Origin of the sequence: Nocardioides sp. (assembly GCF_047607185.1) — a bacterium.
Taxonomy (GTDB): domain Bacteria; phylum Actinomycetota; class Actinomycetes; order Propionibacteriales; family Nocardioidaceae; genus Nocardioides.
On record NZ_JASGDQ010000044.1, the window covers coordinates 1 to 20,219 of the forward strand.

General features: G+C 69.7%; 18 protein-coding genes. 6 read left to right on the forward strand and 12 right to left on the reverse strand.

Annotated elements, in window-relative coordinates:
- A partial coding sequence (locus tag QM595_RS04340; protein ID WP_415170300.1) for an HNH endonuclease signature motif containing protein occupies positions 1–358 on the forward strand: 358 nt, incomplete at its 5' end.
- A gap of 68 nt (positions 359–426) precedes the next feature.
- Here the strand turns inward: QM595_RS04340 and QM595_RS04345 are convergent.
- The 5 genes from QM595_RS04345 to QM595_RS04365 all read right to left on the reverse strand — a co-directional run bounded on the left by QM595_RS04345 (position 427) and on the right by QM595_RS04365 (position 4,031).
- Positions 427–1,059 carry a nucleoside deaminase gene (locus QM595_RS04345; RefSeq protein ID WP_415170301.1) on the reverse strand — a complete coding sequence of 211 codons (633 nt, stop codon included), beginning with the start codon at positions 1,057–1,059 and terminating at the stop codon, positions 427–429.
- A 16-nt stretch (positions 1,060–1,075) separates the two neighbouring features.
- Positions 1,076–1,948, reverse strand: coding sequence for a ribokinase (locus QM595_RS04350; RefSeq protein ID WP_415170302.1), 873 nt, complete (start codon positions 1,946–1,948; stop codon positions 1,076–1,078).
- Positions 1,949–2,009: 61 nt separating this feature from the next.
- Positions 2,010–2,774: a nucleoside phosphorylase gene (locus QM595_RS04355; protein ID WP_415170303.1), complete on the reverse strand. Its 765-nt coding sequence runs from the start codon at positions 2,772–2,774 to the stop codon at positions 2,010–2,012.
- 47 nt (positions 2,775–2,821) lie between these two features.
- Positions 2,822–3,769, reverse strand: coding sequence for a nucleoside hydrolase (locus tag QM595_RS04360; RefSeq protein ID WP_415170304.1), 948 nt, complete (start codon positions 3,767–3,769; stop codon positions 2,822–2,824).
- 7 nt (positions 3,770–3,776) lie between these two features.
- On the reverse strand, positions 3,777–4,031 hold the full coding sequence (locus QM595_RS04365) for a WhiB family transcriptional regulator (RefSeq protein WP_415170305.1): 255 nt from the start codon (positions 4,029–4,031) through the stop codon (positions 3,777–3,779).
- A 220-nt stretch (positions 4,032–4,251) separates the two neighbouring features.
- Here QM595_RS04365 and cofD point away from each other — a divergent pair, with 220 nt between their 5' ends.
- From cofD to QM595_RS04380, 3 genes are all read left to right on the forward strand, one after another.
- Entirely contained in the window at positions 4,252–5,247 is a 996-nt protein-coding gene (gene cofD / locus QM595_RS04370; RefSeq protein ID WP_415170306.1) for a 2-phospho-L-lactate transferase, read from the forward strand.
- On the forward strand, positions 5,244–6,212 hold the full coding sequence (gene cofE / locus QM595_RS04375; protein ID WP_415170307.1) for a coenzyme F420-0:L-glutamate ligase: 969 nt from the start codon (positions 5,244–5,246) through the stop codon (positions 6,210–6,212). The genes cofD and cofE overlap by 4 nt, the downstream gene beginning before the upstream one ends.
- Before the next feature lie 69 nt (positions 6,213–6,281).
- The gene (locus QM595_RS04380; protein WP_415170308.1) at positions 6,282–7,070 is read left to right on the forward strand and encodes a DUF3105 domain-containing protein; all 789 of its coding nucleotides are present in this window, start codon (positions 6,282–6,284) and stop codon (positions 7,068–7,070) included.
- 19 nt (positions 7,071–7,089) lie between these two features.
- Here QM595_RS04380 and QM595_RS04385 read toward each other — a convergent pair whose 3' ends face one another.
- The gene (locus QM595_RS04385; RefSeq protein ID WP_415170309.1) at positions 7,090–8,193 is read right to left on the reverse strand and encodes a mannose-1-phosphate guanylyltransferase; all 1,104 of its coding nucleotides are present in this window, start codon (positions 8,191–8,193) and stop codon (positions 7,090–7,092) included.
- A 62-nt stretch (positions 8,194–8,255) separates the two neighbouring features.
- Between QM595_RS04385 and QM595_RS04390 the strand changes: the two genes are divergently transcribed.
- Positions 8,256–8,996, forward strand: coding sequence for a TIGR03089 family protein (locus tag QM595_RS04390; RefSeq protein ID WP_415170310.1), 741 nt, complete (start codon positions 8,256–8,258; stop codon positions 8,994–8,996).
- A 19-nt stretch (positions 8,997–9,015) separates the two neighbouring features.
- Here the strand turns inward: QM595_RS04390 and QM595_RS04395 are convergent, their stop codons facing one another.
- The 6 genes from QM595_RS04395 to QM595_RS04420 all read right to left on the reverse strand — a co-directional run bounded on the left by QM595_RS04395 (position 9,016) and on the right by QM595_RS04420 (position 19,165).
- Positions 9,016–11,985: an FG-GAP-like repeat-containing protein gene (locus QM595_RS04395; protein ID WP_415170311.1), complete on the reverse strand. Its 2,970-nt coding sequence runs from the start codon at positions 11,983–11,985 to the stop codon at positions 9,016–9,018.
- A 254-nt stretch (positions 11,986–12,239) separates the two neighbouring features.
- Positions 12,240–13,034 (reverse strand): ABC transporter ATP-binding protein, encoded by a 795-nt coding sequence (locus tag QM595_RS04400; protein WP_415170312.1) that lies wholly within the window; start codon positions 13,032–13,034, stop codon positions 12,240–12,242.
- A 2-nt stretch (positions 13,035–13,036) separates the two neighbouring features.
- Positions 13,037–14,032: an ABC transporter permease gene (locus QM595_RS04405; protein WP_415170313.1), complete on the reverse strand. Its 996-nt coding sequence runs from the start codon at positions 14,030–14,032 to the stop codon at positions 13,037–13,039.
- Between the two features lie 4 nt (positions 14,033–14,036).
- Entirely contained in the window at positions 14,037–16,046 is a 2,010-nt protein-coding gene (locus QM595_RS04410; RefSeq protein WP_415170314.1) for a glycosyltransferase, read from the reverse strand.
- The gene (glf, locus tag QM595_RS04415; RefSeq protein WP_415170315.1) at positions 16,043–17,269 is read right to left on the reverse strand and encodes a UDP-galactopyranose mutase; all 1,227 of its coding nucleotides are present in this window, start codon (positions 17,267–17,269) and stop codon (positions 16,043–16,045) included. The genes QM595_RS04410 and glf overlap by 4 nt, the downstream gene beginning before the upstream one ends.
- A gap of 6 nt (positions 17,270–17,275) precedes the next feature.
- Positions 17,276–19,165 carry a glycosyltransferase family 2 protein gene (locus QM595_RS04420; protein WP_415170316.1) on the reverse strand — a complete coding sequence of 630 codons (1,890 nt, stop codon included), beginning with the start codon at positions 19,163–19,165 and terminating at the stop codon, positions 17,276–17,278.
- Positions 19,166–19,294: 129 nt separating this feature from the next.
- Here QM595_RS04420 and QM595_RS04425 point away from each other — a divergent pair, with 129 nt between their 5' ends.
- On the forward strand, positions 19,295–20,071 hold the full coding sequence (locus QM595_RS04425; protein ID WP_415170317.1) for a hypothetical protein: 777 nt from the start codon (positions 19,295–19,297) through the stop codon (positions 20,069–20,071).
- Positions 20,072–20,219 lie beyond the last annotated feature (148 nt).

The window sequence follows — 20,219 nt, forward strand, 5'->3', positions numbered from 1 at the left end:
CCTCGACCTGACCGCCGAGGCAGCCACAGCAGGCCGGTTCGCCACCGACACCCTCCGGGAACAGGTGGTCGAGACCGCCCGCAAATGCGTCTTCCCCTACTGCCAGCGGACCGCCGAGGCCTGCGACATGGACCACGGCCAGAAATGGCGCAAAGACGGCCCACCAGGCCAAAACAGGGCCAGCAATATCGCCCCGCTATGCCGACAACACCACCGCATCAAAACCCACAGCACAGGCTGGACCTATTACCAACTATCACCGGGCGAATATCTCTGGACCAGCCCCCACGGCTACCGATTCCACACCACCCGACACGGCACCAGAGAAATCACGAATCCGGACGAAGACCCCGGCTAGTCGAGTTTTCCACCGCAGCCAGCCACCAGTGGCCAGTTCAAGCCCTCGGAGGTGTCTGCTGATCGCGGCTAGCCGAGGGCGATATTGCCGGTGCCCTTGTGCGACTGATAGGTCGCCGACAGCTCGGCGTAGGTCGTGGTGAGGCGGGCGAGGGTGTCCGGCTGATGCACCCGCGCCAGCGGCATCAGGTCGGTGGAGGTGAAGTAGGCGTTGGTGCGGTTGTAGAGGTCACGGCGGGGGTCGGCCGTCTCACGGTCGGGGTCCGGTACGGCGTAGATCGCCTTGAGGATGGCGATGTCGTAGGGGATGGCGAAGGAGTCGGCCGAGTCCTGGTGGCTGAACAGGTAGGAGAAGTTGGTGAAGCCGGACCAGGCGATCCCGGACAGGCAGAGCGAGCACGGCTCATGGGTGGCGAGGAAGAGGCAGTCGGCGGGCCGCGGGCTCGCGTCGAGCTCGTAGAACCGCTTGATGGCGTGGATCTCGCCGTGCCACAACGGGTTCTCGGTCTCGTTGTTGGTGGCCGCGACGACGACGGAGAGGTCGGACTTGAGCAGGACCGCCGCGCCGAAGAGCTTGTTGCCGGCCGCCACACCGGCGCGGGTCAGCGGGACGATGTCACTCTCGATGACCTCGAGGAGTCGCCCGAGCTCGCGCTCGTGGCTGGCATCGTCCTGAGGGGTGGGTTCCTTGTCTTCGGGCATGGTCGGCTCCTGGTGATCAGTCGGGGCGGTGAGTGCCGTAGGTGCGGGTGACGAGCTCCTCGACCGCCGAGGCGGAGAGCCCCGACTGGCTGGCGCCCTTCACGGTGGTGGCGATCGCGCCGGCGGCGCAGGCACGCTCCAGTGCGTGTCTGGGGGTCGAGGGGCTCCAGGTCGCCGCCAGGACGCCGGTGAAGGCGTCACCGGCGCCGGTGGTGTCGACGGCGTCGACGGCGGGCGAGGCCAGCGCGAAGGCGTCGTCGGGGCCGTCGTACCGGATGCCGGCCGCGCCCAGGGTGGTCACCCGGTGCGGCACCTGCTCGATGACCTCGCCGAGGGCCGCGGCCTCGCCCTGGTTGACCACGACGATGGTGGTGTAGGCCCACAGCGCCGGCGGGATGTGCTGGGTGACCGGGGAGGGGTTGAGCAGCACCGGCACACCCGCCTCGTGCGCGACTCGGGCTGCCTGGAGGACGACCTGGACCGGAACCTCCAGCTGGGCGATGAGCATGTCCGCGTCCCGGATCCGCTGCTCGTCCGCGGGCTGCAGCGAGGTCAGCGCGGCGTTGGCCCCGGCCACGGTGACGATCGTGTTCTCGCCGGCCCGGTCGAGGGTGACCAGGGCGACGCCGCTGGCGCCCGGCTCGTCGCGGACGCCGGCGATCTCCACGCCGTTGTCGCGCAGGTGGTCGCGCAGGTCGCGGGCGAACGCGTCCTGGCCGAGGGCTCCGACCATGGCGACCTGGCCGCCGACTCGTGCCGCGGCGATGGCCTGATTGGCTCCCTTGCCCCCGGGCGTGGTCCAGAACGCGGTGCCGGGGACGGTCTCGCCGGGACTCGGGAGGTGATCCGCCTCGGCGACCAGGTCCATGTTGACGGATCCGAGGACCACGAGCCTGGCCGTCTCGGGCCGGAGAGTTCCCTCGGGGCGAGCGTGGATCGACATGCGACGATCACAGATCCAAGGCGACGGCGGTGTCCAGTGCGGCCTCGATGCTGCGCACCCAGCCGTCGTACAGCTGGGTGTTCTGGTGGTCGTAGAGGCTGGCGCCCTCGACAAGGTTGCTGGAGCAGGCGCAGATCATGCCGGCACGCAGTCCGCGCAGCCGGGCGACGACATAGAGCGCCGAGCTCTCCATCTCGATGTTGAGGATGCCCAGCCGGCTCAGCTCCTCGATCCACGCGGGCGTCTCGGCGTAGAAGGCGTCGTCGCTGGCGTTGATGCCGGAATGCGCCTTGATGCCGTGCCGGGCGGCGATCCGGGTGGCGGCCTCGGTGAGGCTGCTGGCAATCGCCAGATCGGGTACGGCGGGATAGCCGGGGTGCGCGTAGGCGGCGGTGGTGCCGTCGTTGCGCAGCGTCCCGTGGCTCACCAGCAGGTCCCCGGGCTCGACGCCGGGCTGGACGGCGGCGGAGCTGCCGACGCGGATGAAGGAGGTGACCCCGACGCGGGCGAGCTCCTCGACGGCGATCGCGGTCGACGGGCAGCCCATCCCGGTCGAGGTGGCGGTGATCGTCTTGCCCCGGTAGACGCCGGTCAGCGTGCGATGCTCGCGGTTGTGCGCGACCTCTTTGACGTCGGTCAGGAACTCGCCGATCATCGGCACCCGGAAGGGGTCGCCGGGCAGCAGCGCCACGGTGCTGACCTCGCCGGGGGCGATGCCGATGTGGTACTGGCGTTGGCCGTGTCCGGCGGCGCCCTTGTCGACCGTGGTCATGGTGTCGCTCCTTCTTCGAGGCGGTGGTCCCCGACGACGACAGCCGGCTAGAGGCTGAGCAGTCGGTCGAGCAGCAGCGGCGCGAACGGCTCGACGTCGAGGACGACGCGACAGTGGGCACCAGCCTGTTCGGGGTAGCCGCGGTAGCACCCCCGTAGGTCCGCGATCGTCTGGCCGCGCCCGGGTCCGTCGGTGGTGTCGACACTGACATGGACCGTAGGCGCGAGCAGCGGCGCGAGAGCGCCGGTGGCGATGGCGGTCGCCATCGGGTCGTGGAGTGCGGAGCCGCGGAAGCCGAGGATCGGCTCGTAGAAGGCGAAGTAGGTGTCGAGCATGGCGCCGATCGCGCGCGGTGTCCGCCCGGGAGCGTCGAGCAGTCGGCGGCGGTCCGCGTCGGTGAAGAGGTGCTCCATGGTGACGTCCAGGCCGACCATGGTGATGCTCCAGGGCGCCTCGAAGACGGCTGCGGCGGCCTCCGGGTCGTTGCCGATATTGGCCTCGGCGACCGGGGAGACGTTGCCCGGCACCATGGCAGCGCCTCCCATCACCGTGAGGTGCGGGATGAGCCGCGGAAGGTCGGGCTCGGCGTCCAGCGCGAGGGCGACATTGGTCAGCGGGCCGGTGCAGATCAGGTTCAGCTCGCCGGCATGGTGGCGGGCGAGCCGGGCGATGGTCTGCGCGGCGTGTTCCCCGGTCGGCGCGGCCGACCCCGGCGGAAGGGTGACACCGCCGAGGCCGTTGCTGCCGTGGACGAAGAGCGCTCCGCCGTCGAAGTCGCCCCGCAGCGGATGCTCGGCGCCGGTCGAGACCGGAACCTCGCAGCGGCCCGCGAGCTCGAGGAGGGCCAGGGTGTTCGCCGTCGCTTGGTGAACGTCGACGTTGCCGAAGGTGTTGGTGATGGCCACCACGTCGACGCCGGGCTCGGAGAGCAGCAGCAGGATCGCCATCGCGTCGTCGATGCCGGCGTCGCAGTCCAGGATGAAGGGGCTCGTCATCCTCGGCTCAGACTGCGCGCTTCTTGAGCTTGCGGCGCTCCCTCTCGGAGAGGCCGCCCCAGATGCCGAAGCGCTCGTCGTTCATCAGTGCGGACTCGAGGCACTCGTCGCGAACCTCGCAGGTCTGGCAGACCTTCTTCGCTTCGCGCGTCGAGCCGCCCTTCTCGGGGAAGAACGCCTCCGGGTCGGTCTGGGCGCACAGCGCACGCTCCTGCCAGCCTCCGTCGTCGGCGTCCGGCCCGAGGAGAAATAGCTCTCTCACGTCATCCGACCTTTCGACCCTCTGTGGTGGATTCTTGGGTGGTGGATCCTTGGGTGGTGGACTTTGGTGACCCAGTGCTCCCACTCCTTCCCGGTGCGACACGCAGCACCGGGAAACAACACTGTTGGAATTACATGCCTGTCGTACCCACAAGTCAAGCCCGGGTTCTGGTACAAGGCCCACCGGGCAGCCCGTTCGGTCGATGGGGGACGATGGGCTCATGCGCAAGATAACGGTGCTCTCCGGTGGCCACGGCGGCGCCAAGTTCATCCAGGGCCTGCGGTACGGCGTCCGCCACGGCACGCTCCCCGGGGTGGCTCCGGACGCCGAGATCACCGTCATCGCCAACACCGCGGACGACATCTGGCTGCACGGCCTCAAGGTCTGCCCCGACCTCGACACGGTGATGTACACCCTCGGCGGCGGCCTGGACCACCAGCGCGGCTGGGGCCGCACCGAGGAGACCTGGAGCGTCAAGGCCGAGCTCGAGGCGTACGGCGTGGAGCCGACCTGGTTCGGCCTCGGCGACCGCGACGTCGCGACGCATCTAGTGCGCACCCAGATGCTGGAGGCCGGCTATCCGCTCTCGGCGGTCACCGAGGCGCTGTGCCGACGCTGGGAGCCCGGCGTACGCCTGCTCCCGATGACCGACGACCGGGTCGAGACCCACGTCGCCGTCGCCGACCCCGACTCCCCCAGCGGCCGCACGGTGGTCCACTTCCAGGAGTACTGGGTGCGGCTCCATGCCGAGGTCCCCGCCGAGGTCGTGGTCGCGGTCGGGCTGGAGGACGCCACGCCCGCGCCGGGGGTGCTCGACGCGATCGACGCGGCCGACCTGGTGGTGCTGCCGCCGTCCAATCCGGTGGTCTCGGTCGGCACGATCCTGGGCGTGCCGGGCATCCGGGACGCGGTCGCCAAGACGGCGGCGCCGGTGGTGGGCATCTCCCCCATCATCGGCGGCCATCATGTGCGCGGCATGGCCGAGCAGATGCTCGCCTCGATCGGCGTCGAGGTGAGCGCGGCCGGCGTGGGCCTGCACTACGGCGCCCGCACCGGCGGTGGGGTGATCGACGGCTGGCTGGTCGACTCCGCCGACGAGAGCTCGGTGTCGCGGTTGACCGAGGCCGGCCTGCGCGCGGCCGCGGTACCCCTGTGGATGCGGGACGAGGAGGCCACCGCCGCGATGGCCGCCGCCGCGATCGGCCTGGTCGCTTGATCACGGTCTGGGCGCCGGACGGCGTCGGCGAGGTCGGCGAGGGCGACGACCTCGCCGAGATCCTGCTGGCCGCGGTGCACGCGGCTCCCGAGACGACCGCGCTGCGCGACGGCGACATCGTGGCCGTCACCAGCAAGGTGGTCAGCAAGGCGGAGGGCCGCGCCCGGGCCTCCACCCGCGAGCAGGAACTGCCCGGTGAGACGGTCCGGGTGGTGGCCCGGCGCGGTCACGTCCGGATCGTGCGCAACCGGCTCGGCCTCACCATGGCGGCGGCCGGCATCGACGCCTCCAATGTCGCGGCGGGCACGGTGCTGCTGCTGCCGGAGCGACCCGACGAGAGCGCTCGGCGGATCCGCGCCGCGATCGCGACCGCGGCCGGCGTCAACGTCGCCGTGGTCGTCACCGACACCGCCGGCCGGGCCTGGCGGGAGGGGCAGACCGACATCGCCATCGGCGCCGCCGGCCTGCGGGTGCTCGACTCCTTCGCCGGACGCACCGACGCCTACGGCAACCAGCTGGCCGTCACCGCGCCGGCCGTCGCCGACGAGATCGCCTCGGCGGCCGAGCTGGCCCAGGGCAAGCTCGGCGCCCGGCCGTTCGCCGTCCTGCGCGGACGCGGCGACCTGGTGCTCCCGGCCGGCGAGGACGGCCCGGGCGCCGGCGCGCTGGTGCGCGGCGAGGGCGCCGACTTCTTCGGGTACGGCGCCCGGGAGGCCGTAGTCCGGGCGCTGGCCGGCGACGTCGCCGACCGGCGGCCGTTCGGCGCCCCGGCGGCCGCCGCAGACCTTGCCGAGGCGATAGCGACAGTGACCGGCCTGGCCGTCGAGGTGGCTCAGGACGAGGTGAGGGTGCCCGCCGGCGAGGCCGACGTACTCGCCAAGCTGACGACCTTGGCCTTCGCCTTCGGCTGGGAACTTTCTAAAGATCCGGACCGACTTTTACGACTGCGTCCGGTGACTCCGTAGACTCTGCGCGACATCCCCGGCGACATCAGGGGCAGAGCACGCACGACCACAGGCAAGGACGCACGACTCGTGGCCAAGAAGACCGCCGCCCAGAACAACCGCCGGGCGGTCATCGACGACATCCGCAAGAAGCAGAAGGGCGCCGAGAAGCGGCGCGGCTACGCCATCGTCGGCGTCTGCACCCTGATCGCGATCCTCATCGTCGGCGCGGCCGCCTACCAGCCGGTCAAGGACTGGTGGGACGAGCGTCAGTTCGACGCCGTCAACCTGGCTGACATCGGCGCGGCGGCCTCCGTCTGCGGCGAGGAGTCCTACGAGGCCTCCGAGGGCTCCACCCACGTGGCGACCGGCACCCAGGTGACCTACAACCACGCCCCGCCGGCCACCGGCAACCACTGGAACGAGTCGGGCGTCGCGCCGCTGCCGATGGCGAAGAAGTTCTACGGGACCGAGGACCGGCCGGAGCTGGAGCAGATCGTCCACAACTCCGAGCACGGCTACAACATCATCTGGTACGACGAGACGGTCGCCCAGGACGCCGACGAGATGTCGGAGCTGCGCGCCATCGCCGCCAAGTTCCCCGGCGACTCCAACTTCCGCTACAAGATGCTGGTGGTGCCGTGGCTGGCCAGCGACGCGGAGGAGGTCGGCTCGACCTTCCCCGACGGCCAGCACATCGCCTTCACCCACTGGTCGGTGGATCAGACCTATATCGACAAGCTCACTCTCGCCGAGGGAGAGACTGCTCCCGACGCCGTCGGGATCTACCAGTACTGCTCGGAGGTCTCCGGCGCGGCCTTCAAGACGTTCATGAAGAACCACCCCTACACGGACAGCTCCGAGCCCGCGGCGATGTGAGGCCGGCGGCGCCGCCCTCTCAGGTAAGGCCGGCGGCGCCGTCCTTCTGCAGGCCGGCGACCAGCTGCTTGACGTGCTGGGCGTGGGCCCGGGTGGTCACCAGGACCGCGTCGGGGGTGTCGACGACGACGACGTCCTCAAGGCCGACCACCGCGATGGTGCGGCCGCTGTAGGGCACCACCAGCCCGCTGGAATCGATCGACTTCACCAGGCTGGCGTCGCCGAGCACGGTCGGCCCGTCATTGTCGACGGTCAGCGCCGCGTCGAGCAGCGCGGCGAGCGAGTCGAAGTCGCCGACGTCGTCCCAACCGAAGCCGCCGGGGACCATTGCGACCCGGCCGGCGGCCGCCGCCGGCTCGGCTACGGCATTGTCGAGCGGGATCTTGGGCAGCGTGGGCCACAGGCCGTCGATCAGCTCGGGCTTGGCGGCGATGGCCCGCAGCTTCTCGGCGAAGTCGGCGTCCCAGGCGGCCAGCAGGTCCAGCAGCACGGTCGGCCTGACGACGAACATGCCGGCGTTCCAGCGGTAGCCGCCGGCGTCGAGATAGCCCTGTGCCGCCTCGGCGGAGGGCTTCTCCACGAAGCTGTCCACCAGCGCCACGCCTGGGTGGCCGGCGAGCGGCGCTGCGGAGTGGATGTAGCCGTAGGCCGAGGAGGCGAAGGTGGGCTGGATGCCGATGGTCACCAGCCAGTCCTCCCGGGCCACGCTCACGGCGGTACGGACCGCCTCGGTGAACCTCTCGGCGCGGGTGATGACGTGGTCGGCGGCGAAGGAGCCCATCACCGCGTCGGGGTCGCGCAGCTCCAGCACGGCGGCCGCCAGCCCGATCGCCGCCATCGAGTCGCGCGGGGTGGGCTCGGCGAGCAGGCCGCCGCCGGCCAGGCCGGGGAGCTGCTCCAGCACCGCGCTCTCGTGCACGGCGCCGGTCACGACCAGGAAGCGGTCGTCGACCAGGGCCTCGAGCCGGTCGTAGGTCTCCTGCAGCAGGGAGCGACCGCTGCCGGTCAGGTCGCGCAGGAACTTGGGCGCGGTCGAGCGCGACAGCGGCCACAGCCTGGTGCCGGAGCCGCCGGCGGGGATGACCGCCCAGAAGTTGTCGATGCTCAGCTTCCCGATCGCCATGGGCACGAGGGTAGGCGATGCCGGGCGACGGGCCGGCCACGACGACACGGCAGGATGGCAGCGTGACCGTCTTCGCCGCCGTACTCGACCGCCTGCTCCGCACCGACTCCGGCCGCCCGCTCGTGACCTTCTACGACGAGGCGACCGGTGAGCGGGTCGAGCTCTCCGTCGCCACCTACGCCAACTGGGTGGCCAAGGTCTCCTCGCTGCTGCTCGACGAGCTCGACCTAGCGCGGGGCGACACCTTGCGGGTCGACCTGCCGGTGCACTGGCTGACGCCGGTGCTGCTCGGCGCGGCCTGGAACGGCGGGCTGGTGGTCTCCGACACCGATACGCCGGACGCCGTGGTGACCGGTCCGGACGGACTGGCCCGCTGGGACGGGTACGGCGGCGGGCCGGTGGTCGCCACCGCGCTGGCGCCGCTCGGGGTGCGCTTCCGCGAGCCGCTGCCGGCCGGCGTGCTCGATCTGGGTGTGGAAGTCTGGTCGCAACCCGACTCCTTCCGCCCCTGGGATCCGCCCTCGGACGAGGACCCCGCGGTCGCGCTGGCCGGGCTGCGGCTCACCCAGGCACAGCTGTGGGAGGCGACCGCCGGAGTCCTTCCCCAGACTCACGGCGGCCGCCTCCTGTCGGTGGCGAACCCGGCTTCCCCACCGGGGCTCGCCTCCTTCACCGAGCCGCTCGCAACGGGCGGCTCGGTCGTCCTGGTCAGCCACGCCGATCCCGGCCGGCTCGAGACGATCGCTGCCGTCGAGCGGGTCACGGACCGCTTCGGCACTGCCCGATTCGAGGGGCCGGACTGACCAGGCGCTCCCGCTGGCGTCACCCCGCCAGGTCGTAGCCTCCGAATCCGAAGCCGAGCGCCCGCGGCTTCCCGGCGATCGAGCCGTCACCGGCGCCCTTGAGGGCGTAGAGGCCACCGGTCTTCGGATTGCGGACAACCAGGTCGGGGTGGCCGGTGACGGCCAGCGAGCCGACGCCCACCACCCAGTCGTAAGGCGAGAGGTCGACGTTGAGCTGACGCGGTGCCATCAGGCCCCCCGGGCCGTTGCTGGGGTAGAGGAAGAGCGAGTTGCCGTTGCGGACCAGCACGTCGGGGGCACCGTCGGCGTCCCACTTGCCGGCCGCGATCGAGCTGCTGCCGCCGATCGAGCTGTACATGACGAACGGGGTGTCGAAGCCGGTCTGCCCGTTGCCGGGATAGAGCATCACCCCGGTAGCGGTCTGTGCCATGACGTCGGGCTTGCCGTCGCCGGACAGGTCGCCCACCGCGGCGATCAGCTGCGCCGCGCCGAAGCCGCTGCCCAACTGGGCGGGTGAGCCGAAGCTGCCGTTGCCGTCGCCGAGGGCGAGGAGGAGCCCGTCGCCCTGGCGGTAGATCACATCGCCGTGGCCGTCGCCGTTCCAGTCGCCGGCGTTGAGCACCAGGTCGGCACTGCGCAAGTCGAGGTTGGTGACGACGGGGGTGCCGAGGTCGGTGCCGCCGGTGTGCTTGATGACGGCCAGCTTGCCGTCGTTGACGGCGAGCACGTCGGGCAGGTCGTCACCGAAGACGTTGGCGGCGCCGAGCAGCCGCTGCTGCTTCTTCAGCGAGCGGTACGGCGCTCCGCCGGCGGCGAAGCTGCCGTCGCCGTTGCCGCGGCGCACCTTGGTCACCGAGGTCTTGGCGCCGCGGACCAGCAGGTCGACGATCCCGTCGCGGGTGAAGTCGCCGGCGATGATGGCGTCGTACCCGCCCCAGGCGCCGGACAACGAGCGCCGGGTCGGGAAGCCGCCATTGCCCTTGCCGGGGTGGAGCCACAGCGTCCCCGACTTGTCGCGGGCGATCAGGTCGGCGAGGCCGTCGCCGTCGACGTCGCCGGCCGCGGTGACCAGGTCGTAGCCGCCGAAGACCTTCGACTTCAGGCTCTGCTTCTCGAACCTGCCGTCGCCCTTGCCCAGCCAGATCGCGGCGGTGCCCTTCTTCTTGCCCGTCGCCGCGCGGGAGAACAGGTCGGCGTGGCCGTCGCCGTTGACGTCGCCGACGGCGGCGAGCAGGTTGCGGCCCCGCTGCTGCTTCTTGTTGGCCGCGATGCCCTTGCCGAAGCCGCCGTTGCCGGTGCCCGGCCGCACCACCAGCTTGCCCTTGTTCTTGCCGGTCTTGGCGACCACGACCAGGTCGGCCCGGCCGTCGCCGGTGAGGTCGGGCGAGAGCACGACGGCGTTCTTGGCGCTGTAGGACATGGTGGCCTTGCCGGCGAACCCGCTTTTGCCGGTGGTCGGGATGATCACGCCGAGGCCGTCGCTGGCCCGGCGGGCGATCAGGTCCGGGTGGACGGTTCCGGTCAGGTCGCTGTCCTTGGCCGTGAACGTCCAGCCGCTCTGCGCCGAGGCGGCGATCCGGCGGATGTCCGGGATGCGGGCGTAGAGGTACTTGCCCGGGCAGGCGGTCGCCTTGGTGTCGCGGTGGCCCATGATCGAGGAGGCGAAGACCGTCTTGCCGATCGTGACATTGGTGGCCGCGGCCGAGACGCCGTGCAGGGAGAGCTTCCACGCGAACAGCGACCCGAACGCCCCGACCACCTCCTGCGGCGGCTCGGCGATGTCGAAGTTGCCGATCGCCGAGGCGCCGAAGGAGTCGGAGTTGTAGTTCTCGGTGTGGGCGCCGACGACGGCGCGGTCCACGCCGCCGTACCGGCCCTCCCAGATGCGGCCGAACTTGTCGATGAGGAAGTTGTAGCCGATGTCGCGCCAGCCGCGGCTCTTGACGTGGTAGGCGTAGATGCTGCGGATGATCGCGGGCACCTCGGCGGCGGTGTAGTCGTTGGCGTTGACTGTGTGGTGCACGAAGCCGCCGTGGATAGTGCCGTAGGACGGCTCGGTCTGCTCGCGCAGCTTCTCGTTGGCGCCCCACTGGGCGCGGCTGTAGATGTAGGGCTTGGTGACCGTGGTCGCCGCGGCGAGCATCAGCCCATCGGTGCTGCCCGAGTCTGCGTCGGTGTCGGCTGCCGGGTCGGCGTCCTCGCTGGACTCGGTGTCGAGCAGGTCGCCGCTGTCGTCGGGGACCGCGTCGGGGATGACCGGCAGCTCGCTGGTGTCGATGTCCGGGGACTCCACCGTGGTGCCGGTCGCGTTGCCGGGGTCGATCACGGCGAGCTTGAGGTCGTCGGGGACCTCGCTGCTCTTCACCTCGGCCTTGACCTGCACCTGGTCGACGTGGCCGACCAGCGCCTCGTCGGTGCCGGGACGGGCGTCGTCCGCCTCGGTCGTGTCCGGGTCGGGGGCGTGGTCGCCGTGGTAGTCGAGGTCTTGCCACTCGTCCCAGTCGCCGTCGGTCTGGGTGCGGACCTGGATGCTGATGTCGCCCTCGGCGATCTGCTCGTCGCTGGCCCAGGTGACGCCCACGGTGCCGAAGCCGGTCACCTCCTGGGGGTCACTGACGATGGTGGTGGTGCCGGTCGTCTCGTCGGCCACCGTGGTCGCGTAGACGGCCTGCTCCCCGACGTACGCCGCGGTGGTGGCGTGGCTGCCGGTCGTGCTCGTGCTCTTGGCGGGGGTCAGTGCGAACTCGTGGAGCTTGACGTCGACCTCGCCCGCCGGGACCACCGACGGCTTGTCGGCAACCGAGGCGTAGGCGGCCAGTGCCGCGGCGGTGGAGTCGGCCGAGGCGGCACCGGAGGTGTCGCCGCCCGGCCGCTCGCGGACGACGTCGAGGCTGACGATGGTGGCCGCGGGGACCAGGACTGCGGCAACGACGCCCAGCACCAGCAACTGCTGGCAGAAGGCGACGAAGCGCGACTGATGGGGATGCATGAAGGGCTCCAGGTGTGCGGGGAAGAGTCACACGAGGGCTCAACTTTCACATCAGTCACAGACGTTTGTGAAGGGTTCGCGAGTAACTACAAGACTGTAATTTCTACTCGACACGCCGATCATTCGGAGATTAAGGTAAAATTACATCGTTGTATTTCGGGGTTGGGCCGCAATTGACTCGGGCACCTGACGTTCTGCACGCGACACGCCGAGAAAGGCGTGCAGAAGGTCAGGTGCCCGGAGTCGGGGCGCTCTCAGATGTCCGCGCCGAGCTCCTCGTCGACGACGGAGAGCGCGTCCTTGCCGCCGGCCGGATCCTCGTCGGGCTCCGGGTCGTCGTACTTCACGTAGCGGATGCCCTCACGCACCTCGCCGTCGAAGCCGAGCTTGCCCTGTTCGAGCACCAGCACCCGGTCGCACATCTTGCGCACCGAACCGGCGGCGTGGCTGACGTAGAGGATGGTGACGCCGCTGTCGCGGACCTCCTGCATCTTCTCCATGCACTTCTGCTTGAACGGCTTGTCGCCGACCGCCAGCACCTCGTCGGCCAGGAAGATGTCGCAGTCGACGTGGACGGCCACCGCGAAGCCGAGCCGGGAGTTCATGCCCGAGGAGTAGTTGCCCACCGGTGCGTCGAGATGCTTGCCGACGTCGGCGAACTCGACGATCTCGTCGAACCGCCGATTGGTCTCCTTCTCGGTCATCCCCATGATCGCGGCGTTGAGATAGATATTGTCGCGACCCGAGAGCTGCGGGTGGAAGCCGGCGCCGGTGGCGATCAGGCCGGCGATCCGACCCCTGGTCAGCACCGTCCCCCGGTCGGGGCGCATGGTGCCGTTGATGAGCTTGAGCAGGGTGGACTTGCCGGAGCCGTTGAGTCCCATCAGGCCCACCGACTGGCCTTGCTCGATCTCGAAGGAGACGTCGTCGACGGCCATGAAGGTGTTGGAGACGTCCTCGCCGCGCAGCATCGCGACGGTCATCTTCTTGAAGGTCTTCTGGTAGCGCATCGTGAACCTCTTCGACGCATGCTCCACCTTGATCGACACGCTCACAGTCGCTCCGGAACCTTCCGCTCGGTGACGGCGAAGACCCACTGGGCGAAGACCAGCACCAGCAGCGAGCCGAGCAGCACCAGCAGCCCGCGCTCGAAGAGGTGGCCGGGCATGATCACGGTCAGGACGTGGTGGCCCTGCTCGTCGAAGAGATAGTGGCCGGTGAGCGGGTCCTTGGCCCAGGTGTCCCGCTCGCTCAGCGTCGGCAGCCAGAAGGCCTTCTGCATCAGCAGCACCGCCTGAGTCACCGGGTTGGCGAGATAGAGCTCCTCGGCCCAACTGGGCAACGTGTTCGCGATATACGAGTAGGAGTAGAGCATCGGGATGCCGAAGCGCAGGAAGTGGTTGAGGATGCTGACCACACTGCCGAAGTCGCGGAAGAACACGTTGGCGGTGCTGAACAGCAGCGCCATCGCGGTGCCGAACACCATCGACAGCGACAGCGCCAGCGCCAGCGCCCCGACGGCCAGCAGCGACGGCGTCCAGCCCATCAGCAGGCAGGCGGCCAGCAGGATGACCACCTGCGGCACCACGTGGAAGAACGACACCAGCATGGCCGCCACCGGGAACATCTCCCGTGGCATCGCCATCTTGCGCAGCAGCGACTTGTTGGAGACCAGTGAGCGGGTGCCCGAGCCCCACGTCTCGGTGAAGAAGTGGGCCACGATCATCGCCGAGAAGATGTGGACCGCGAAGTTAGGCACGCTGTCGTGCAGGCCGAGGACCCTGCCCATCACGAACCAGTAGGTGAAGAACTGGCTCAGCGGGTTGATATAGGACCACATGAAACCCAGGAAGGAGCCCTCGTAGCGCCCCCGGAGCTCGCGGCGCACCAGCAGCCGCAGCAGGTAGCGGCGCCGGAACACCTCCATCAGGCCCTGGTTGGCCGACGGCGGCGCCAGCTCGGCGTCGACCACCCGCACCTTCCGCGGCTCCTCGATGGCCGCGGGCCGCGCCGGCCGGGTCGCCGGGCTCGCCTGCGCGTCAGTCATGGATTCAGTCCTCCCCTTGCGCGGCGTCCTGCTCGATCCACGGCCGGAAGGTCTCCTCCCAGGCCTCGGGCGAGGTGATCTGCGGCAGCGCCTCCCGGTAGCGCTTGGCCAGCTCCGGCCACTCCCGACGGTAGCGCTCGTGGACGGCCAGCGTCCGCTTCATCAGGTCGCGGAACCTAACCGGGTCGCGCTGGTAGAGCGCCGCCGAGGTGCCGTCGTTCATCGAGACGACCGCCGAGTCGTAGCGAGCGATGCGGTACCACTTGGCGTCGGCCGCGGGGATCTCGGCCTCGGGATACTGCCGTGCCAGCGACCGGACCGGCTTGGCCTGCCGTAGCGGCATCAGGCCCGCGCTCATCAGCAGCTTGAGCCGGCTCGGCACCTCGGTGCCGTCGCGGCCCTTGCGAGGCGGCTTGGTGCGTCGTACGGCGGGGAAGGCCTCGCGGTCGGCCTCCAACTGCGCGTCGCTGAACTGCTTGCGGAAGGCGTTGACCTCCGCCAGTCGGGTCGCCAGCATCCCGTGCAGGTGCTCGGGCCCCTTGAGGACGTCCTCGAGCGCCTGCAGCCGCAGCTCGGCCGTGGAGTATTGCATCGAGACCAGGTGGGCGATCTGGTGGTTGAGGCTCTCGCGCACCATCCGGCCGCCCTTGGGATAGACCGAGTGCAGCAGCGCGGCGATGAAGCGGTTGCGCAGGTGGAAGTAGGCCTGCCAGTCGACCGCGTCGTTCTTGTCGGTCCACGGCACGTGCCACACCGCTGCACCGGGGAAGGACACCGTCGGGTAGCCGGCCGCCTTGGCACGCAGGCCGTATTCGGAGTCGTCCCACTTGATGAACAGCGGCAGTGACAGGCCGATCTCCTCGAGCACCTGGCGCGGGATCAGGCACATGAACCAGCCGTTGTAGTCGACGTCGACGCGCTGGTGCAGCCAGCGGGTCGAGCGCAGGTTGCGGGCCGAGAAGTCCCAGTCGACGAAGACGCCCGGCGCGGACTGCCACCAGAACCGCCACGGCTGCACGATCTCGCCGAAGGAGTGCAGCCGGCTGCGGGCGTAGATGTTGAACATGTGGCCGCCCACTAGGGTCGGCCGACGACACAGGTCGCCGAAGGTCACCGCCCGGATGATGCCCTCGGGCTCGCAGACGACGTCGTCGTCCATCTGCAACAAGTAGGTGGCGGTGCCCTTGCGCACCGACTCCAGCTCGCCGCGGGCATAGCCGCCCGAGCCACCCAGGTTGCCCTGTTCGATGACCTTGAGCTTGCCCTGCAGGCCCTTCTCCGCGTCCGCGAAGAACTCACTCGCGGTGACGTGCTTGGTGCCCTGGTCCATCACGAAGACGGTGTCGAGGTAGGGCAGCAGGTCCTCGTCGGAGAGCTGGCCGAGCAGCTTGGCGCAGAAGTCGGGCAGGTTGTGGGTAGTGATGGCGATGTCGGTGGTGTTGTGCTGGCCGAGTTCGTCGGGGACCTCGGCGGTCCAGGTCGCGGACTCCACGACGGCGTCCTCGTCGCCGGCGACGACGTTGTACCAGTACCAGCCGCCGTCGACGAAGGGCGTCAGGGTGAGCTCGAAGGCGTGAGACCGGACCTCGCCGGACTCGGTGCCGTTCTCGGCGGCGTCGACGCGCTGCGAGCGGCCCACCGCATTGGACTTGTAGACGGTGAGGCTGGCCCCGGCACCCTTGACGCGGACCGTGAGCGTCACCTCCTTGACGACCGACCAGCGCCGCCAGTACGACGCCGGGAAGGCGTTGAAGTAGGTGCCGAAGGAGAGCCGCTCCCCCTGCCTGATGCGGACCGCCGTACGAGACTCGATCTGGTCGGGGTGGAGAGTGTCTCCGGTGTTGACGCCCTGCCGCATGGTGGCCGCGTTGAGCTCGCGGGCGTTGCGGTTGGAGCCCACCTCGTACTTGTCGGCGTCGAGGATGGCGGGCTGGGTGTCGACGTAGAGCGGGAAGACGTCGAAGTCGCGGTCGATCGGCAGGATCTGCCGCTGCAGGACGCGGGTCGTGGTCACTCTGCGATGCCTCCTGAGGCGAACGGGGCGCCGTCGGTGCTGTTCATATTCCCGCCTCCGGCAAAGTAGGGCTTGATCTTGTTGTCGTACATCGACAGGGCCGAGCCGATCGCCATGTGCATGTCGAGGTACTGGTAGGTCCCGAGCCGGCCGCCGAACAGCACCATCGGCTCGCGCTTGGCCAGCTCACGGTACTTCAGCAGCTTGGCCCGGTCCTCGGCGGTGTTGACCGGGTAGTAGGGCTCGTCACCCTCCTGCGCGAACCGGCTGTACTCATGGACGACGACGGTCTTGCCGGGCAGGTGGGTGCGCTCGGGGTGGAAGTGCTTGAACTCGATGATCCGGGTGTAGGGCACCTCCTGGTCGTTGTAGTTGACCACGCCGGTGCCTTGGAAGTCCTCGACCTCCTCGACCGACGCCTCGAGGTCGACCGTGCGCCAGGAGAGCCGGCCCTCGGCGTTGCCGAAATACTCGTCGACCGGACCGGTGTAGACGATCGGGACCTTGCCCTTGTAGTCGTCGGCACTCCCCCAGTCTCCGGGGCGCAAGAAGTCGACGTCGAGCCGGACCTCGATATTGGGGTGGTCGGCCATCCGCTGCAGCCAGGCGGTGTAACCGTCGGTCGGCAGGCCCTCGTACTTGTCGTTGAACCAGCGGTTGTCGAAGGTGTAGCGGACCGGCAGCCGGGTGATGATGTCGGCGCTGAGCTTGGTCGGGTCGGTCTGCCACTGCTTGGCGGTGTAGCCCTTGATGAACGCCTCGTAGAGCGGCCGGCCGATCAGGCTGATCGCCTTCTCCTCGAGGTTGGTGGCGTCCTCGGTCCTGATCTCGCTGGACTGCTCGGCGATCAGCGCGCGGGCCTCCTCGGGAGTGTGGGACTTGCCGAAGAACTGGTTGATCAGGCCCAGGTTCATCGGCAGCGAGTAGACCTGCCCCTGGTACTTCCCGAAGACCCGGTGCCGGTAGTCGGTGAAGGTCGTGAACCGGTTGACGTACTCCCAGACCCGCTCGTTGGAGGTGTGGAAGAGGTGGGCGCCGTACTTGTGCACCTCGATGCCGGTCTCGGGCTCGCGCTCGCTGTAGGCATTGCCGCCCAGGTGCGAGCGGCGCTCCAGGATGAGCACGCGCTTGCCGAGCTCGGTCGCGACGCGCTCGGCGACGGTGAGTCCGAAGAAGCCCGAGCCGACGACGAGCAGATCGGGCAGCTGATCAGTGGTTGACACGATGGATCAGTCTACGGACGAGGGTGGCCCGCTCCCCATTCCCCGCGCCGAGGCTAGGGCGCGGATCACATTGCGGGCCTCACGCGGCTTGAGCACGGCGACCGCCGCCGCGATCGCATAGGGCTTGGCGCGCACTGCCGGGTTGGCGCCGTAGCGGAAGTGCACCGCGAACAGGTTGCGGTACATGTAGAAGCCCTTCCAGCCGGCCAGGTCGTGCTGCTGGCTGAAGTCGATCTGCCGGATCAGCCGGGCGTCGCGCACCGCCCAGATGCGGAACCCCGCCCGGCGTGCCCGCAGCGCGAAGTCGACGTCGTCGTAGAAGATGAAGAAGCTCTCGTCGGGCAGGCCGATCGCCTCGACCACCCGTCGACGGATCATGAAGCCCTCGAAGGCGACATTCTCCAGCTCGACCCGCTCGGGCATCTCCGCCCTGGTTCGGTAGGCCGTCACCACGCTCGCGGTCTTGGGCCGGATCGCCAGCGGGTTGGCGAGGTCGAACCTGGTCGCGGCGTACTCCGCCAGGTCTCCCCCGGTGCTCTCCCGGACGGCCATCAGGCAATCCTCATCCTGGGCCATCAGCACGCTCAGGCAGTCGGGCGCGGGCACGACGTCGTCGTCCATCAGCCAGATCCGGTCGAAGCCCTGCCGGTAGGCGGCCCTGACGCCGGCGTGGAAGCCCCCGGCACCGCCCAGGTTCTCCGCGCTGGTGATCACCTGGAGGCCCGGCAGACTGCTGCCGGCCAGCACCTGAGCGGTGTGGTCGGTGGAGGCGTTGTCGACCACGATCACCGCGTCGGGCGCGCGCTCCAGCTCGGCCAGGCCGCGCAACAGGCCGGCCAGCAGTTCGGCACGGTTGTAGGTGACCACCACGACGGCCACCCTCTCCTCGCCGACCGGGCGCAAACTGACACCCAAATCCCCGTGAGCAGTCACAAACTGACGGCCAGATCCCGGTGAGCCGTCGCAAACTGACGCCGGGAGGTAGGCCCGGTGGCCGGTGAAGTCGCCGCGCAGCGCCGCCCACCAGGCTTTCAGGCTGAGCCCGATCCGCCCCGGCCGCGGCTTGGTGAACAGGTAGAACCACAGCGTCTTGACCACGAACGCCAGGGCGTGCGGCAGGCCGCGATAGGTGCGCAGGTTGACCAGGTTGTTGCGGGCCATGCAGTAGTGCTTGAGGTCGCTGGGGCTGTGGTTGTAGGTGGTCTGTCCGAACATCATCGGAGTGCCCAGGTCGCCGACACTGGGGTGTAGGAAGCGGGCGCCGACGACGGTCGCGATCCGGGCCCCCGCTCGCTCGGCGCGCAGCCGGTACTCGTGGTCGTCGCCCCAGATGAAGAACTCCGCCCGCGGCACCCCGATCCGCGCCACCAGCTCGCGGGTGACCAGGACGCCGTTGAACGGGATGACGATGTCCTCGATCCGGCCGTCGACGGCCGCGCTCTCGACGTCGCCGAGGTCGTGGACGACCTTGGTGCCGCCGGGCAGCCGGATCGGGAAGACCAGCCGGCTCGGATCGCTCTCGTCCAGCACGACGGGACCCCAGAAGTCGTAGCCCTCCTGCCCCAGGAGGCGCTGGAGACAGTCCGGAGCTGGTACGCCGTCGTCGTCCATCAGCCAGGCCAGGTCGGCGCCGCGCTCCATCGCCCAGGCCAGCCCCTCGGCGAAGCCGCCGGCGCCGCCGGTGTTGTCGGCGAGGGTGCGGGCGCGCACCGGAGTGCCGGGGTGCTCGTCATCGGGGTCGTCGAAGGCGGCCAGCCACTCCCCGGTGCCGTCGGTGGAGGCGTTGTCGACGACCAGCACCTCGTCGAGCCCGTCGATCGCGTCCAGCCGCTCGAGCAGCCGCCGCAGCAATGGCAGCCGGTTGTAGGTCACCACCACCGCCGCCACTCGCTTCACGGGGGCAACCCTAACGATCTCTTTACTTGGTCGCCGTCGTGGTCTTTACTTTGTGGCTCCGACACCCAGCCGCACGACGACGAAGAGACCCGACCTCTCATGACTTCGCCCGCGACGGCGCCTTTTGGCGTGCTCGCCGTCATCTCCTACAACATCCGTCGCAAGCAGACCCTCGACTCGGTCGCCGCCGAGGCCGCGCGGTTGGCGGCGCTCCCCGACGCCGGCGTGATCGGGTGGCAGGAGGCTTTCGACCACCGCGAGGCGCTGGAGCCGCTCGGCTCGCTCGGCTGGCACACGGCGTACTTCGATCCCGCCACCGAGGTGCCGATCTCGTGGCGCGACGACCTGTTCGAGCTCGTCGACACCGATCAGACCCAGATGCACGAGGGCTGGCCGGGGCTGCGGCGCGACCGGATCAAGCCCGGCCGCCATGTCACCCAGGTCACGCTGCGGCACCGGGCCTCCGGCCAGCTGCTGTCGGTGCTCAACACTCATGTGACCTCGCGCGCTCAGGACCGGAGCACCGGCGGCTGGCGTGACCGGACCGCGGCCGAGCGGGCACGACAGCACCTGGCCCACATGGCCGGCATGTGGCGGCGGGTGCCGGGCCGGTGGGCGATCGCCACCACCGACCTCAACATCGACCACGCCCAGGACGCTGCCGCGCCGCTGCCGGGTGGTCCACGTGAGTCGTTCGCCGGGCTGGCGGTCTCCAACTGGGATGCCCTCGGCACGCTGGGCCCGACCGTGACGATGCGCGCGACCGGCGAGCAATGGGTTTACGACTACGTCTTCGCCGCCCGGCGCTGCCTGGAGGACGACACGCTGGCGTTCGACTCGCAGGAGCTGCTCGACGGCTTCAACTCCGACCATCTGCCACTGCTGGTCCGGTTCCGGCTGAGCTGAGCAGGCAGCCGATTAGTAGCCTGTCGCGGCTAATTCGCTGCTATCGCGGCGCCCGGGCACGCACCTCGCGGCGTTGCCGACGCTCGACAGGCCACCGGCCTGCCTTCGCGCCGGCGCCTTGCGAGGCACGCACCCGGACACCGCGCTA

Bases quoted from the DNA above. Each gene is read 5' to 3' on its own strand.
- cofD (WP_415170306.1), top strand. From the start codon at position 4,252: ATGCGCAAGATAACGGTGCTCTCCGGTGGCCACGGCGGCGCCAAGTTC.
- QM595_RS04345 (WP_415170301.1), bottom strand. From the start codon at position 1,059: ATGCCCGAAGACAAGGAACCCACCCCTCAGGACGATGCCAGCCACGAG.
- QM595_RS04405 (WP_415170313.1), bottom strand. From the start codon at position 14,032: ATGACTGACGCGCAGGCGAGCCCGGCGACCCGGCCGGCGCGGCCCGCG.
- QM595_RS04355 (WP_415170303.1), bottom strand. From the start codon at position 2,774: ATGACCACGGTCGACAAGGGCGCCGCCGGACACGGCCAACGCCAGTAC.
- QM595_RS04395 (WP_415170311.1), bottom strand. From the start codon at position 11,985: ATGCATCCCCATCAGTCGCGCTTCGTCGCCTTCTGCCAGCAGTTGCTG.
- QM595_RS04360 (WP_415170304.1), bottom strand. From the start codon at position 3,769: ATGACGAGCCCCTTCATCCTGGACTGCGACGCCGGCATCGACGACGCG.
- QM595_RS04385 (WP_415170309.1), bottom strand. From the start codon at position 8,193: ATGGCGATCGGGAAGCTGAGCATCGACAACTTCTGGGCGGTCATCCCC.